Annotated in this window: 11 protein-coding genes; 3 read left to right on the forward strand and 8 right to left on the reverse strand. The window is 38.9% G+C overall.

What is annotated here, in order from left to right; translation table 11 throughout:
• The first annotated feature begins 48 nt into the window (after positions 1 to 48).
• Positions 49 to 675: a uracil phosphoribosyltransferase gene (upp, locus tag A3Q33_RS03030; protein ID WP_081178657.1), complete on the forward strand. Its 627-nt coding sequence runs from the start codon at positions 49 to 51 to the stop codon at positions 673 to 675.
• A gap of 123 nt (positions 676 to 798) precedes the next feature.
• Entirely contained in the window at positions 799 to 2,064 is a 1,266-nt protein-coding gene (locus A3Q33_RS03035) for a uracil-xanthine permease family protein (RefSeq protein ID WP_081178658.1), read from the forward strand.
• A gap of 168 nt (positions 2,065 to 2,232) precedes the next feature.
• On the opposite strand, the gene A3Q33_RS03040 is transcribed toward A3Q33_RS03035, so the two are convergent.
• The 6 genes from A3Q33_RS03040 to norR form a co-directional block, all read right to left on the reverse strand.
• Positions 2,233 to 2,616 (reverse strand): response regulator, encoded by a 384-nt coding sequence (locus A3Q33_RS03040; protein WP_196798041.1) that lies wholly within the window; start codon positions 2,614 to 2,616, stop codon positions 2,233 to 2,235.
• Complete coding sequence (locus A3Q33_RS03045) at positions 2,609 to 3,373, reverse strand: sensor histidine kinase (RefSeq protein WP_081178660.1); 765 nt, start codon at positions 3,371 to 3,373, stop codon at positions 2,609 to 2,611. Before A3Q33_RS03045 ends, A3Q33_RS03040 begins: the two co-directional genes overlap by 8 nt.
• Positions 3,374 to 3,391: 18 nt before the next feature.
• Entirely contained in the window at positions 3,392 to 3,838 is a 447-nt protein-coding gene (locus A3Q33_RS03050) for a response regulator (RefSeq protein ID WP_081178661.1), read from the reverse strand.
• Positions 3,835 to 6,852, reverse strand: coding sequence for a CHASE domain-containing protein (locus A3Q33_RS03055; RefSeq protein ID WP_081178662.1), 3,018 nt, complete (start codon positions 6,850 to 6,852; stop codon positions 3,835 to 3,837). Before A3Q33_RS03055 ends, A3Q33_RS03050 begins: the two co-directional genes overlap by 4 nt.
• Before the next feature lie 3 nt (positions 6,853 to 6,855).
• The gene (locus tag A3Q33_RS03060; protein ID WP_081178663.1) at positions 6,856 to 8,079 is read right to left on the reverse strand and encodes an ABC transporter substrate-binding protein; all 1,224 of its coding nucleotides are present in this window, start codon (positions 8,077 to 8,079) and stop codon (positions 6,856 to 6,858) included.
• A 530-nt stretch (positions 8,080 to 8,609) separates the two neighbouring features.
• Positions 8,610 to 10,196 carry a nitric oxide reductase transcriptional regulator NorR gene (gene norR, locus A3Q33_RS03065; protein ID WP_081182246.1) on the reverse strand — a complete coding sequence of 529 codons (1,587 nt, stop codon included), beginning with the start codon at positions 10,194 to 10,196 and terminating at the stop codon, positions 8,610 to 8,612.
• A gap of 448 nt (positions 10,197 to 10,644) precedes the next feature.
• Here norR and hmpA point away from each other — a divergent pair, with 448 nt between their 5' ends.
• Positions 10,645 to 11,826: an NO-inducible flavohemoprotein gene (hmpA, locus tag A3Q33_RS03070; protein ID WP_081178664.1), complete on the forward strand. Its 1,182-nt coding sequence runs from the start codon at positions 10,645 to 10,647 to the stop codon at positions 11,824 to 11,826.
• Positions 11,827 to 12,148: 322 nt separating this feature from the next.
• On the opposite strand, the gene eno is transcribed toward hmpA, so the two are convergent.
• Together eno and pyrG are read right to left on the reverse strand one after the other, a co-directional pair.
• Positions 12,149 to 13,447, reverse strand: a complete 1,299-nt coding sequence (eno, locus tag A3Q33_RS03075) for a phosphopyruvate hydratase (protein ID WP_081149137.1) — start codon at positions 13,445 to 13,447, stop codon at positions 12,149 to 12,151.
• 135 nt (positions 13,448 to 13,582) lie between these two features.
• Positions 13,583 to 15,220: a CTP synthase gene (gene pyrG / locus A3Q33_RS03080; protein ID WP_081178665.1), complete on the reverse strand. Its 1,638-nt coding sequence runs from the start codon at positions 15,218 to 15,220 to the stop codon at positions 13,583 to 13,585.
• Between the last annotated feature and the right edge of the window lie 129 nt (positions 15,221 to 15,349).

Consider the following 15,349-nt stretch of genomic DNA (forward strand, 5'->3'; position numbering starts at 1 on the left):
CTTTTCGGTATAATATAAAAAATAGTTTTAGCAAGTTTTGGAGTAGAAATGAGCGTAATCGAAGTAAAACACCCCCTAATTAAACACAAACTCGGCATAATGCGTGAAGCCGATATAAGTACCAAGCGCTTTCGCGAACTTGCCTCTGAAGTGGGTTGCTTGTTAACTTACGAAGCAACTAAAAATCTCGAATTAGAAACTAAAACCATCGATAGCTGGAATGGCGAAATTCAAGTAGAACAAATTAAAGGTAAAAAAGTCACGGTTGTGCCTATTTTACGTGCTGGTTTGGGCATGATGGACGGTGTTTTAGAACTTATACCTAGCGCTCGAATCTCAGTTGTTGGCATGTACCGTAATGAAGAAACACTTGAACCTGTGTTTTACTTTGAAAAGTTAGCCGGACAAATTGAAGAGCGTTTAGCACTAGTGATTGACCCTATGCTTGCTACTGGTGGCTCTATGGTAGCCACTATCGACTTATTAAAAGAACGTGGTTCAACAAATATTAAAGCACTAGTTTTAGTGGCTGCACCAGAAGGCATTGCAGCATTAGAGAAAGCACATCCTGATGTTGATCTTTATACCGCCTCTGTTGATGACCGCTTAGATGACGCCGGTTATATATTGCCAGGTTTGGGTGATGCTGGAGATAAAATTTTCGGCACTAAATAGTAACTATATCTACACCAGCATATTGCTGTATTTGGCATTATGTTTGTCGAGATAAAAACAGTCGTCATGGTTTTAAAAGCACCACTATACTGCCAGCTTGCTGGCAGTTTTATTGAGTAAAATATGAATAAAGAAGATAACCTAGTAAAAAGCGTAGATCATAATAATCAGTCACTCTTTCAAGAAGTGCTTACCGGGACCCAAATGCTATTTGTTGCTTTTGGCGCTTTGGTATTAATGCCTTTACTCACGGGCTTAGATCCAAACGTGGCTTTGTGTACAGCAGGTATAGGTACTTTGCTATTCCAACTGGTAACAAAACGACAAGTCCCCGTATTTTTAGCGTCTTCATTTGTTTTTATTGCTCCTATTATGTACAGCACGCAAACCTGGGGGATTCCGGCAACTATGGGTGCTTTGGCCGTTGTTGGGGTTGTCTATGTTTGCTTTAGTGGCCTGATTAAAGCCCGTGGTGTTGGCTTTATTAGCAAGTACCTACCTCCTATTGTTACTGGCCCTATTATAATGGTCATTGGATTATCACTTGCTCCCGTTGCCGTTCATATGGCTTTAGGTCGCACCGGTGATGGCTCAGTACAGTTGATTGACCATACACTGGCCTTAAGTATTTCATTACCGGCCCTACTGACGACCCTTTTGGTATCGGCGTTTAGTAAAGGTTTTATGCGTTTAATGCCAATTTTATCGGGCATTGTTGTCGGTTATGTATTATCGCTTTATCACGGTATTATCGACTTTACGCCGGTCCAAAATGCCGCATGGTTTGCCGTCCCTAAATTTACCGCACCTGAATTTCATTGGCAGGCCATTATATACATGCTGCCCATCGCCATTGCCCCAGCCATTGAACACATAGGTGATATTTTAGCGATTGGTTCAGCAACCGGTAAAGATTACATTAAAAAACCAGGCTTACACCGTACGCTGTTTGGAGATGGCATCGCGACGACGGCGGCCTCAATGTTGGGCGGCCCGCCAAATACCACTTACTCAGAAGTTACTGGCGCGGTGATGCTAACCAAAGCGTTTAACCCTAGAATTATGACCTGGGCTGCTTGTACGGCCATTATTATGGCCTTTGTGGGTAAACTGGGCGCTTTGTTGCACACCATACCCGGTGCCGTAATGGGCGGTATTATGATGCTATTATTTGGTTTAATCGCCAGTGTCGGCTTAGGTAGTTTAGTTAAAGCAAAAGTTGATTTTGACCAACCGCGAAACTTCATTATTTTTGCCGTGGTATTAGTTTTTGGTATCGGTGGTATGGCATTAAACTTAGGTGGGTTTAGCATTCAAGGAATTAGCTTGTGTGCACTAGTCGCTATAGGTTTAAACTTGCTTTTACCTAAAGAAGTGACAAAAGTATAGTGCTAAATCAGTGCTAACTTAACTCTAAATCAACTCTAAATCAGCTCTAAGTTAGTTCTAATTTAACTGTAAATCAAAAGGCCTGAACGCCATTGCGTAAGGCCTTTTTTAATAAATATTAAAAGGTTACCAGCCTATTTTAGTAGAATATAATTCACTAAAAGTGGCTTAATCCATCGATAAAATACATTTTTCTAATGCAGAGAAAAATGCTTTACCATAATCTTTTTCAAGGCATGCTGTTGGTTTATATTTTTCTGTCAGCTTTATATTATCTTCGGTAATCACACCACTTAGTAGAAAAACAGGCAGGCTTTCGTGCATTTCACGAATAAATTTCAACACATCAATACCTTCACCATCAGGTAAATTCCAATCAATAAGTGCAATAACATGCTTGTCATGCGCAAATATGGCTTTCGCCTCTGCAACCGTTTCTGCAACATCCAAAACAATATTCAACGAAGCACAATATCTGTCTATCGACATTCTCATTAACTCAACATCACCTTCATTGTCTTCAACGTACAGAATATTTATCGGTTCACTCATGAGGTAAGTCCTTAGCAATTTTAAAGGAGAAAGCGGAACCTTGGTCATTATTTAAGGCTACACTGATATCGCCCTGATGCTTTTGTAATATTTTTTTTGATAATGCTAAGCCCATACCTAAACCAGGATATATTTTACTGGAAACGCCTCTTCTTAAAACTTTGAATATTTTTTCAGTCAAGTTTTCAGGGACGCCGATACCATTATCGCTAATGCTAAAGTGCCAATAATCCTGATCATCGCTGGTACTCACTGAAATAACAGGTTTATTGTCTGGAAGCTGATAAGTCAACGCATTCTCAATAAGGCATTTAAACAGCAAACTAACTTGTTCCTCATCTCCAATAATTGTGGGTAAATCTGCACAGGTAATTTCTGCCGCTGTTTTCGATATCAATGATGATAAATCATCTAAAGCTTTTGCCACTATTTTATTACTATCGAGTGACGTAAATGGCTGAGCCCTTGTATTTAATCTTGAATAGCTTTTAATAGCATTCATAATTTGCGTTGTTTGAGCTGAGCCACTGGTGATCAAGTCAAAGTGACGTTTAGTTTTCTCATCAAAACTGTCACCATATTTACTGACAATAATTTCAGAGAAGCTATTTATTTGCCTCAAAGGTGCGCTAAGATCATGTGACACAATATAGACAAACTCTTCGTATTCAGCCTTTAGCACCGCTAATTCCTGCTTCACCTTGTCTACTTCATTCGCTAGTCCGTTCTCTAGCTTATTGTTTATCTTTGTACTCATTATTGGTCCTTGTTTTACCTAGCTATTACTGGTCGGCAAACAAACAATATCACCCCAAAAACGTTCTACATCTTTAACAACTTTCATAAATTCACTGGCACTTACCGGTTTAACAATATAGCAATTGGCATGTAAATCGTAACTTTCAATAACGTCTTTATCAGCTTCAGAGCTAGTTAAAACAATAACGGGTATTCTTCTAAGCAATGGGTCAGTTTTAACAATTTCCAACACTTCTTTACCGTCAGTGCTTGGTAAGTTTAAATCTAACAATATGATATCGGGCGTAACAGCTCCTTCATAGCCATTACGTTTGAACAAATAATCTAATGCAATATCGCCATCTTCAGCAATATGTAGGTTATTGCGAAATATGGCGTCTTCAAAAGCTTCTCGCGTTAGCTCTATGTCACCTTCATTATCTTCAACCAATAATATTTCAGCTACTCGAACATCCTGTGTCATTTTATTTCCTCTACATCTGTTGGTTTTAATAATTTCACATAAAAAGTTGAGCCTACATTTACCTCAGACTCAACCCAAATTTCACCACCGTGGCGCTCTACCACTTTTTTACATATAGAAAGACCAACACCGGTACCGGCATATTGTTTTCTACCATGTAAACGTTGGAAAACCTCAAATATTTTCTTTAAATGGCGCGCTTCCATACCAATACCATTATCTTTAAAACTAAATAACCAATGCATATCACTGTCTTCAACACTAATATGAACGTGTGGCGTGGCATCTAATTGTTGATATTTCAAACCATTACTGAGTAAATTTTGAAACAATTGAAATAACTGGGTTTTATTTCCTTGCAGTTCAGGTAACGGATCAAACGTTATCTGACCTTTCTTGCCTGCTGATTCGTCAAGCAGGTCATTTTTAATGACAGTTACAATCCCTTCTAAATCAACATTTTCAAACATTTGTGTATCGCTGCTACTGATACTTGAGTAAGAAAGTATGTCGGTGATCAACATCTGTGCTCGGGCGGCACCATCAATAACAAAATTAAAATATTTTTGACCTTTAGCATCATCTTTTAAGCTATCAGCTAGGTGCTCTTGTAGCATTTCAGTAAAACTACGTACCATTCTCAAAGGCTCTTGTAAGTCATGTGAACAAACATAAGCAAATCGCGCTAACTCTTCATTGGAGTCGGTCAGTTTTTCAATAAATTTTTCGCGCTCTTTTTCGAGTTTCACTCGTTCAGTTACATCTCTAACTATGCCTGAAAGTTTTCTAGTATCACCAATAAGCATCTCACTAACAGATAAATCTACCGGGAAAATTGTGCCGTCTTTCCGTCTGCCTTTTACTTTCCGCTCGATACCTATGTCTTTTTTAATACCGGTATCTCGATAATCTTCCAGGTAAGTATCTTGATCATCATGATCGGTTGCTGGCAGGAGTATTTTAAGGTATTCACCGATCATCTCATCTGCGGTGTAACCAAAAATATGCTCTGCCGCGCGATTATACTTCTCAATAATGCCAAACTCATCAATCGTTAACAAACCGTCTACTGCATTTTCAACTACCGCGCGGTGTTGCTCCTCGCTTTCTATCAAACTAATGGTTCTACTCACAACAAGCTGTTCAACCACTTCACGTCGACGAATAAGGTGCGTGATACTAAATGTTATTAAGGCAGTTACAGCTAAACTGGCAATCAGCAAAAGCCAAGCTGAAAGCATCAGTGGCGCTTTTATCATATTAGTATGTGTTTTAATATGCCAACTTCTGCCAGCAACCGTTATAATTTCGCTGTGAGAAAACCAGCTATCACCTGCCAAAGTGCCATAAAGAGGCTCGATATTATCAGCTTCTGTGATATCTTCGACATACAAAGCCAAACGGCCTTCATCTTCCATCGCCGTAGCGGTAACAATATCACCGACATTTAAAACCAGTACGGCAAGGCCAAGAAAGCTTGGTGTTGAATCGTCCTTACTGTCTACTGAACTTTGGTCATAAACAGCATTAAAAACAAGTACATCAGCAGAATTAACTGCATTTTGTACTAAGTTTATTCTGCCGGTAGCAATTTTATCAGCACTATTTTTGGCCTTGTTAATGGTATTTAATCGTTCTTTATTTGCCCCATTATCTAAACCCATGGCTCTTTCATTACCCTCAAGAGGTTCAACGTAATATACCGGTAAATAACTGTCGCGCTTTTTAGCGAGTACCATATCACCTGTAGCGCTTATTTCTGTAAGTGTAAAATCAATTACACCGTCAGTTTTCGCTTGTTGTTCATAAGCTTGGCGCTGTTCATGGGTAATATATGGCACCCATTCTATTGCTTTTATATTCTGATAGTTACTCAGTAATGGCGTAACAAATGCATTAAATTCTTGTCGACTGACATAATCAGAGGCGTTATAAAACGCTTTAACGGCATCTAAAATTTGTAAATTTAAATCAATATTTTTACTCATTGTTTTAACTTTTTCTTTACTCTCGAAAATAAGTTCCTTTTCAATCGCAGCTATTTCGAGGTTTGATTCGATCATAAAAGCAGAAATACTAGCGGCGATACCAATAACACCGACAAATATTGGAATACTGTAGGTTTTCCATGCCGCTAATTTAACTTTAGCATTCCCTTCACTTCGGGTTAAGCTTCGGTAATTTAGTCCAGCAAATAATAAAAACGAAAGAGTAAAACTAATCAATAAAACTATTAAAATGGTATTTTCTAACTCTCGTTTACCGTTGTAAATTAAGCTATCGTCGGAAATATAAGTAAAGACAATATTTGTATCTGGTAATGTTAATGAGCTTTCACGATAAACTTCGATATGCTCAGTACTCGTATTAATCCTTACTGAGTCTTGAGTTAGTCTAAATGCTACGTTTTCCTTAAAATTTTGTGTAACAAATATATCTTTTAATGGCACCGTAATTTCACTACTCAATACCCCTTCAATATAGCGGTTATAAAGTACAGGTACGGATATTCTGAAAGTTAAGGCGGCGTTATTTTGTCGCAATAACTGAAAGTGATATGCAGCAGTCCCCTGCAACAACTGTTCTAGCCACGGCTGATTATTTGAGTAATTACCATAGAGTTTATTATCTGTTTTAATGACAATATCACCAGCAATATCTTGTAATACGAGTCGACTTTTTTGACCGCCAATAACCGTATTTTCAAATAAGTCAGTAATGGCAAGATCGTTTATCTCACCTAACATAACAGCACCTGCTAATATCGGATACGCAGCTAAATCTTGCACCGTTGTTTGCTGACTAACGACAAATCGAGTAAATAAAGCGGCTTCTAGTGCCAACTCGTTTTGAACATCTTGATCATGTTGATTATCTAATAAACCATTGAATTTAGGCACAATAAAAAAAGCACTGATAAACAGGATCAATAAAAATAAACTGATCGAAAATATCGTAAAGTTTTTAAATGCCGAATTACTTTTAGCCGGGCTATTAATCGTTTTTAGCTTCATTGTTTACTCATGCGAAAGTAAAATTTCATCATTCTCGCCAAACTTGCCCATACAATAATTTTCTGGATTTAACGCTTCATGAGCATTATTGTTAGTTAATTCATTAAATTCGGAGAACGGCTTAACATAAGTTTTGACCAAGCCTTGAACCGGCGTGTCGATATTTTCTAAAGCTAAGCGTATGGTGTTTCTGTCCTTAGCAACATCACCAGTAAGTCCTGCTTGCTTAATGGCTTGAATCAATAACTTGGTAAGATCGTAGGCATGAATAAAACCAACGGCAGACTTCAGATCAGCCGGCTTAGTAATGGTACCTTTCGAGTGCGCGATTAATTGCGAAAATACCTTTTCAGAAAATGGGTTTTGTTGCGCATTAGTAAAAGCAAAACAAGACTGGATAAAGTTTAACTCAAGTTTTTTTCGTTTTTCAGCCGTAATAATTTCATGAAAATTACCACTGGTAAGTCCCCAGTGGCTAACAATGGGTAAACGCTGTTCTTTAGGAAGGTTAAGCACCTCATTAACTATCACCGCACCTTCAACCGTATTACTGACTAAAACGATACAGTCACTACCAGCATTCACAATTTCATCAATCACTATCGCCGCACCTTTCGCTTTCAAACTCCAACTAAAGCGTGTTGTTTGGTGCTTCTCAATACCATGATTTTTTAACGCCTTAGACATATTTTTTAAATTGGCATCGCCCCATGGTGTTTTTTCAAGCAATAAGTGAGGCTTTTTGCATTGCTGCTGATCCATGGCGTAATCAATAATGACCGAACCTGCTCGACTATCGTCAATCGATAGCCTAAACAACCAGTTTTCTTTTGACGGGTAGCGCGTAATATACCCAGCTGCAGCCCAAGGAATAAGGGTAAGAGCTTTATTTTCATTGATAAATGTGCGGTTTTTAATCAAGGGGGGCGAATGAATACCTGAGTAGATAACGAGCGCGTTTGGGTCGGCAATAAATTTTTGGATATTACGCTTACTTCTAATAACATTACCGCGATGATCTAAGTATTTAAATGCAATTTTATAACCGTCTATTTCATTATCAATTTCACTAAAAGCAACTTCAATACCTTTTTGTATCGCTAAGGAAGATTCTTTATGGTTAGAAAGATCCGCATCTTGATAGATAAATAAAACCTTATCTTCAGCATGCAGGGAACATGTTACGATTGATATAAGCAATACAACAATATTAATTACTTTATACATTTGCTTCTCACTAAAAAATCTATTTCATTAATAACCTAGTATTGATTTAGAGTCGCCTTAAAGACGAAAGCTACTGTGGAGAACCTTTTACTCGTTTTATCACAATACATGTTTTCAAAAGTATAAAATTTATGCTTTGTGCTTTATTTACTCTCGTCAACGGAGCTTTTTATATGGGCTTCAATATTAGCTGGAACAGAATAATATTATCATTCCAACTGACTTGATGATTAAGTAAACAATAACTTTTATACTTCAACTTACACTATTTTTTGATAAAATTGTAACAAAGTTAACACCAATACAAATTTTATACTTAACAACAATATAGTCATAATATTCGTGAATAACAAACCCAGAAAAAAGTCTGTCATTTATCATCTTAGTCATCGATGAAACTCTAGCTTAAATGTCTACCGATACACAAAGTAAGATAAAGGCCTTAGCGTGAGGACTAAAAGTAGCAATTAAAAGGTCTAGCTATCATGTAAACCGGTATTTTTTAGTCTATTTATGACTTAAGGATTGCGTTAAACAATACTTTTAATCACTTTAATATCTAACCTCTTAGCAATACGATTTAAATTAGCCCGATCAATTGATAACCTTCTCGCGGTGGCCGCCCAATTACCATTTTCTTGCATCAGCACCTGCTTGATTAACTGACGTTGAAATTGCTCAGTTTCATCTCGCAGATTTATATCAGCTTGAGCTGGGCTAATATTAGCACTGGCTTTTACTACGCTATTTTGCTCTTTTTGCTGCGCTGATTGGAGATTAATTAATGCACCGCAATCTTGTTTTTCTATCGCTATTATCGCTTTGCCTTTTTGCCGTGCACGCGCTTTTAATGCTGCTCGACTAACCACATGTTCTAACTCTCGAACATTGCCTGGCCAATTATATTGTTCAAGGTGTTTAATCGCTTCAGTGGTTATTTTTAACTGTACTACACCCAGTTTTCGTTTAGTTTTTTCAACAAAATAGCCACTTAATATTTGCACATCACCGACCCGCTCTTGTAGTTTTGGTACTCGAATAGGGTAAACACTTAATCTGTGATACAAGTCGGCACGAAAACGTCCGCTTTCAGCTTCTGCTTTTAAATCTCTGTTAGTGGCGGCAATAATACGAACATCGACTAGTTCTACCTTGTCTTGCCCTACGGGCTGAATTTCATTGCTTTGAATAGCGCGTAAAATTTTACTTTGCGCCGCCAACGGAAGTTCACCAATTTCATCTAAAAACAACGTTCCGCCATTAGCTAATACAAACTTCCCCGCGCGATCTTTATCCGCACCGGTAAAGGCGCCTTTAACATGACCAAACAGTTCACTTTCAATTAAATTTTCTGGTAATGCGGCACAGTTTACATAGACCAAAGGGCCGTGTTGTCGAGGTGATTTATGATGCAGAGTCCTAGCGACCAACTCTTTTCCAACACCCGTTTCACCATAAATTAAAATGTTAAAGTCCGAATTAGCCACAATAGTTAACTCTTCTTTAAGTTGTTGCATAATCGGACTTTCACCAATGAGCTCACCACCATCGCGCCGCCACGCTTCTTCCGTTAATTCTGCCACCACGCGCTGCGAGTGATCCGCACGAGATTCTAATTGTTCAATCAAAAAAGCCGTATTTAATGTTGCTGCAGCTATGGCAGAAATCACAATTAACGTGCGCTCAGGAATATCTTCAAATTGATGCGGTGTCAGGCTATCTATGGTTAACAAGCCTAACAACTTGTCTTCATAATATAGGGGTAATCCCATGCATGAATGCACAGGTAAATCATCTTCACGGTCTATTAGTAAACCGTCGTAAGGGTCTGGTAATGTTGAGTCTGCAGCAAAACGTATCGGTTGCTTAGATTGACAAAGCACATCGAATCTTGGGTGTTCTGTCACTACAAAACGTCGGCCAATGGTGTCTCTGCTTAAGCCCTGCAGCGCAATTGGCGTGAGAATATCGCCATGAAACGATAATAAAGCAACAGCATCACAGTTGATGGTTTTGCGCACAGTATCTAGCAAGCGATCAAACCGATCTTTGCTGTTAAGACTACTGGCTAAATCTAGCGCTAATTCGATAATCGCTGTTGATGATATTTGACTGATATATTTTCTCCCACTTAACACTTAACACTTAACACTGAACACTGAACACTGAACACAAAATACCACACAAGAGTCTTATCGACTACCAAGATAAGAAGTCAATATGACAACAAAAATCACATAAAAACGCTAAACACCTAATAATTAATAACTTTATATGTTGGCACTTACCTTGCTATAGCTTTAGGTATTCGCATAATAAGTAAAAGTAAACCCGTTCGTCAGTACAAATTTTTGCGCATATCGCCACCATTATTTCTGTGGGTGCGCTCAAGCTTGGCTATGTATAGCGCGGCGTTGCTTTACATGGTTTTGGGAACAAAAATTTTAGTTGAGTGAATATTAAAATATCGAGTTTAAACAACTAAACCAACATTAAATCATCTTATGAGGTTTACATAATCAATTTCATAAGCACCTATTATCTTCAGTTAATTTAGGAGCAATAATGCTAACTGATCAACACATTGTAATCATAAAAAGTACTATTCCATTATTAGAGAATGCCGGCTCGGCGTTAACGTCACATTTTTACCAACGCTTGTTTACTCATAATCCAGAGTTACAAGATATTTTTAATATGTCGAATCAAAAAACCGGTCGACAACAAGTGGCATTATTTGAAGCAATAGCTGCTTATGCTAAAAATATTGAGAACTTGAGCGCGTTAACCACTGCTGTTGAACGTATCGCGCAAAAACATACAAGTTTTAATATTCAAGCAGAACATTACGCTATTGTCGGGCACCATTTAATTGAAACGCTGCGCGAATTAGCCACCGAAGCTTTTACCCCAGATGTAGAAGCCGCTTGGACAAACGCTTATCAATTTCTAGCGGGCATTTTCATTAAGCGCGAAGCAGAGTTATATCAGCAACGCTCAGCAGAACTGGGTGGCTGGCAAGGCGCCAGAGCCTTTAAAGTTATCGAGACAGTGATAGAGTCGGCTCTTGTTAAAAGCTTTGTCTTTGCCCCAGTTGACCAACAAACGGTTATCGGTTTTACACCCGGTCAATATTTAGGCCTTGAAGTTAAGCCGACAGGTAATGACTACAAAGAAATTCGACAATACTCACTGTCAGACAAGCCCAATGGCAAAAGTTACCGAATTTCTGTAAAACGTGAACAACAAGATGTGCCAGGTAAAGTGTCTAACTATTTGCACGACGCTATCAAGGTCGGTGACGAAGTTAAACTTTATGCGCCAGCGGGAGACTTTTTCTTCGTTGACCGTAAAACACCAACAGTGCTTATTTCTGCCGGTGTCGGCATTACGCCAATGCAAGGTATGCTAGAAACCTTAGCTGAGTGCAAACATAGCCAACCTGTGCATTTTTTGCATGCTTGCGAAGACAGTACACAACATTCTTTTTCACAACGTACGCATGAGTTAGTCAGCAATAATAACTGGCAACAAAATATTTGGTATAAAAATGAAGATGCCCAACAAAGCCATATTAAAAAAGGCATGATGGACTTAGCGTCTGTTAATTTACCGACGGAAAAAGGTAACTTCTACTTATGTGGCCCAATCGCTTTTATGCAATTTGCTAAGCAGCAACTATTAAAGCTAGGGGTAGGAGAAAGTAATATTCACTACGAAGTGTTTGGCCCACACGCAACCTTGTAATTTATTCGCTTAACCGGATAAGTTGCTGGGTTGACGGTGTAACTCAATATAAAAAACCACTCAAATTGAGTGGTTTTAACTCGCGAAAAATAACGCTTAAATTAGCAGCGTGAGGCGCTATGACAAGGAAGCTGCACAGAGCTGACAAGCGTCGTTAAGTAAAGCTGACGCCATCATCGTGACAACACGCCATTAATTTAACGTTATTAATAACCATTAAGGTGCCGCTAATTAACTCAAGAACAATGAGGTTACACGGAGCTGACAAGTGTCAGTGAGTATAACCGAGGCCGTTATTGGGTTAATTAGCAAAAGGTGATGGTTATTGGCCTTTAACTTCTGATAGGCCATTAAATATAGCTTTATCGCCAAGGAATTCTTCAATGCGTAACAATTGGTTGTACTTAGCAACACGATCAGAACGACATAAAGAACCAGTTTTAATTTGGCCTGCCGCTGTTCCTACTGCTAAATCAGCGATAGTAGCATCTTCAGTTTCACCCGAGCGATGAGAAATTACCGCCGTAAAACCAGCATCTTTCGCCATTTTAATCGCCGCTAACGTTTCAGTTAATGTTCCGATTTGGTTGAACTTGATTAAGATAGAGTTACCAATACCATTTTCAATACCACGCGCTAGAATTTTAGTGTTGGTTACGAATAAATCATCTCCAACGATTTGAACTTTATCGCCGAGTAATTTAGTTTGGTAGGCAAAACCATCCCAATCTGACTCGTCTAAGCCATCTTCAATTGAAATTATTGGGTACTCTTCACAAAGTGTTGCTAAGAAATCAGAAAATTCGTTAGCCGTGAATTGCTTACCTTCGCCTTTAAGATCGTAAATACCTTTATCTGCATCATAAAACTCAGAAGCAGCACAATCCATTGCTAAGGTTACGTCTTTACCTAATTCGTAACCCGCCGCCGCAACAGCTTCTTTGATTACCGCTAATGCATCAGCATTTGAAGCTAAATCAGGTGCAAACCCACCTTCATCGCCAACGGCAGTATTTAAGCCTTTTGCAGACAATACTTTTTTTAGCGCGTGGAAAATTTCAGCGCCCATGCGTAGAGCTTCTTTGAAGCTTTTCGCGCCAACAGGTTGTACCATGAATTCTTGAATATCAACGTTGTTATCCGCATGTTCCCCACCATTGATAATGTTCATCATAGGTAATGGCAGTGAATATTGGCCCGGCGTGCCGTTAAGGTCAGCAATGTGTTCAAATAATTGTACTTTCTTTTCCATAGCAGCGGCTTTCGCGTTCGCTAATGAAACAGCAAGAATGGCATTTGCGCCGAAAACTTCTTTGTTTTCTGTGCCGTCTAAGTCAATCATGATTTGATCGATGTTTGCTTGGTCTAAAGCACTTTTGCCTTTAAGCGCGTTAGCAATGTCATTGTTGACAGCAGCAACGGCTTTTAAAACACCTTTACCTAAGTAACGTGCTTTGTCGCCGTCACGTAATTCAAGCGCTTCACGAGAGCCCGTTGATGCGCCAGAAGGAGCTGCAGCTCGACCCCATGCACCAGATTCTAAATAAACGTCTGCTTCAACAGTTGGGTTACCACGAGAATCCATGATTTCGCGGGCGATGATTTTGCTAATATTCGACATTATTTTCCCTATTCCTTACTAGCTGCGCATGGCAGGTTATAAACGTTAAATGAAATTTTAAATTTTTAGTACGTTAATACATAATTATATTAAAAAAAAACCGCAACAATAAGCTACGGTTTTCATTAGTTCGGTTTAACTTGATTGCTGCTTTTGATGTTGATAAGCGGCAGCAATAAAGCCGGTAAATAGTGGGTGCCCATCGCGTGGAGTTGACGTAAACTCGGGATGGAACTGCCCAGCAATAAACCAAGGGTGATTAGGATTCTCAATCACCTCGACTAAAGTTTTATCCGTAGATAAACCCGAGAACACTAAACCTGCTTTGCTTAATTGTTCTCGGTAGTTATTATTTACCTCAAAACGATGACGGTGTCTCTCATAAATTGTTTCACTACCATATACGTCATATGCCTTGGTACCTTTCACAATGTGACACAATTGTGAACCTAAGCGCATAGTGCCGCCTAAGTCTGATTCAGCATTACGGTATTCTACTCTGCCTTCTTCATCTAACCATTCGTTGATTAAACCAACCACAGGGTGAGGTGTTTCGGCATTAAATTCAGTACTGTGTGCGTCAGTTAAACCAGCAACGTTGCGGGCGTAGTCAATTAATGCGACTTGCATACCTAAACATATGCCCAAGTATGGAATTTTGTTTTCACGAGCGTATTGTGCCGTTAAAATTTTACCTTCAACACCACGTTCACCAAAACCACCAGGCACTAAAATGGCGTCTAAGTCTTTAAAAACTTCTACACCTTTAGATTCAACATCTTGTGAATCTATATATTGAATTTTAACTTTTACTTGGTTTTTAATACCGGCGTGCTTTAACGCTTCGTTTACTGATTTATAAGCATCGGGTAATTCAGTGTATTTACCCACCATACCAATAACGACTTCACCCGATGGGTTAGCTTCTTTATATAGTACTTGTTCCCAGTCAGATAAATCGGCTTCTGGTACATCAAGCCCAAAACGCTGAACCACTAACTCGTCAGCGCCTTGCGCTTTAAGTAAAGCCGGTACTTTATAAATAGAGTCTACATCACGCAATGAAATTACCGCTTTACCTTCTACATTAGTAAATAGCGATATTTTAGCGCGTTCATTGGCCGGAATTGCACGTTCACTTCGACAAACTAAAATGTCTGGGAAAATACCAATAGAGCGTAATTCTTTAACAGAATGTTGCGTTGGCTTAGTTTTAATTTCACCCGCGGCGGCAATATAAGGTACTAAGGTTAAGTGCATAAACATTGCACGTTCACGGCCTAGCTCAACGCCTAGCTGACGAATAGCTTCTAGGAACGGTTGTGATTCAATATCACCCACCGTACCGCCAATTTCAACCATAGCAATATCGTAGCCTTCAGCACCTTCAATTACACGACGTTTAATATCGTTAGTAATATGAGGAATAACTTGAATGGTAGCACCTAAAAATTCACCTTTACGCTCGCGCGCTAGAATATCTTGATAGATACGCCCCGTAGTGAAGTTATTACGCTTGGTCATTTTGGTACGAATGAAACGTTCGTAATGACCTAAATCTAGATCTGTCTCTGCACCATCTTCAGTAACAAATACTTCACCATGCTGAATAGGGCTCATAGTGCCCGGATCAACATTAATATAAGGGTCAAGCTTAAGCATGGTCACTTTTAAACCACGTGCTTCGAGAATTGCCGCTAATGATGCTGCAGCAATACCTTTACCAAGAGACGATACAACGCCGCCAGTAACAAAAATATATCTAGTTGTCATGCGATACCCAGAGTCAGGAAAAACAGAAATTTTGCACTAAATTGATTTGGTTTTTGGCAAACAAATGAATTTAGTAGGACGGGAAAGCATTATACTGAAAAGCCATGTGTACGACAATATGATCAATGC

Source organism: Colwellia sp. PAMC 21821, from assembly GCF_002077175.1.
In the GTDB taxonomy this organism is placed as follows: Bacteria; Pseudomonadota; Gammaproteobacteria; order Enterobacterales; family Alteromonadaceae; genus Cognaticolwellia.

What these genes read in the sequence shown, in the direction of transcription:
- upp (WP_081178657.1), top strand. Translation starts at nt 49, where the DNA reads ATGAGCGTAATCGAAGTAAAACACCCCCTAATTAAACACAAACTCGGC.
- A3Q33_RS03035 (WP_081178658.1), top strand. Translation starts at nt 799, where the DNA reads ATGAATAAAGAAGATAACCTAGTAAAAAGCGTAGATCATAATAATCAG.
- A3Q33_RS03040 (WP_196798041.1), bottom strand. Translation starts at nt 2,616, where the DNA reads ATGAGTGAACCGATAAATATTCTGTACGTTGAAGACAATGAAGGTGAT.
- A3Q33_RS03045 (WP_081178660.1), bottom strand. Translation starts at nt 3,373, where the DNA reads ATGAGTACAAAGATAAACAATAAGCTAGAGAACGGACTAGCGAATGAA.
- A3Q33_RS03050 (WP_081178661.1), bottom strand. Translation starts at nt 3,838, where the DNA reads ATGACACAGGATGTTCGAGTAGCTGAAATATTATTGGTTGAAGATAAT.
- A3Q33_RS03055 (WP_081178662.1), bottom strand. Translation starts at nt 6,852, where the DNA reads ATGAAGCTAAAAACGATTAATAGCCCGGCTAAAAGTAATTCGGCATTT.
- A3Q33_RS03060 (WP_081178663.1), bottom strand. Translation starts at nt 8,079, where the DNA reads ATGTATAAAGTAATTAATATTGTTGTATTGCTTATATCAATCGTAACA.
- hmpA (WP_081178664.1), top strand. Translation starts at nt 10,645, where the DNA reads ATGCTAACTGATCAACACATTGTAATCATAAAAAGTACTATTCCATTA.
- eno (WP_081149137.1), bottom strand. Translation starts at nt 13,447, where the DNA reads ATGTCGAATATTAGCAAAATCATCGCCCGCGAAATCATGGATTCTCGT.
- pyrG (WP_081178665.1), bottom strand. Translation starts at nt 15,220, where the DNA reads ATGACAACTAGATATATTTTTGTTACTGGCGGCGTTGTATCGTCTCTT.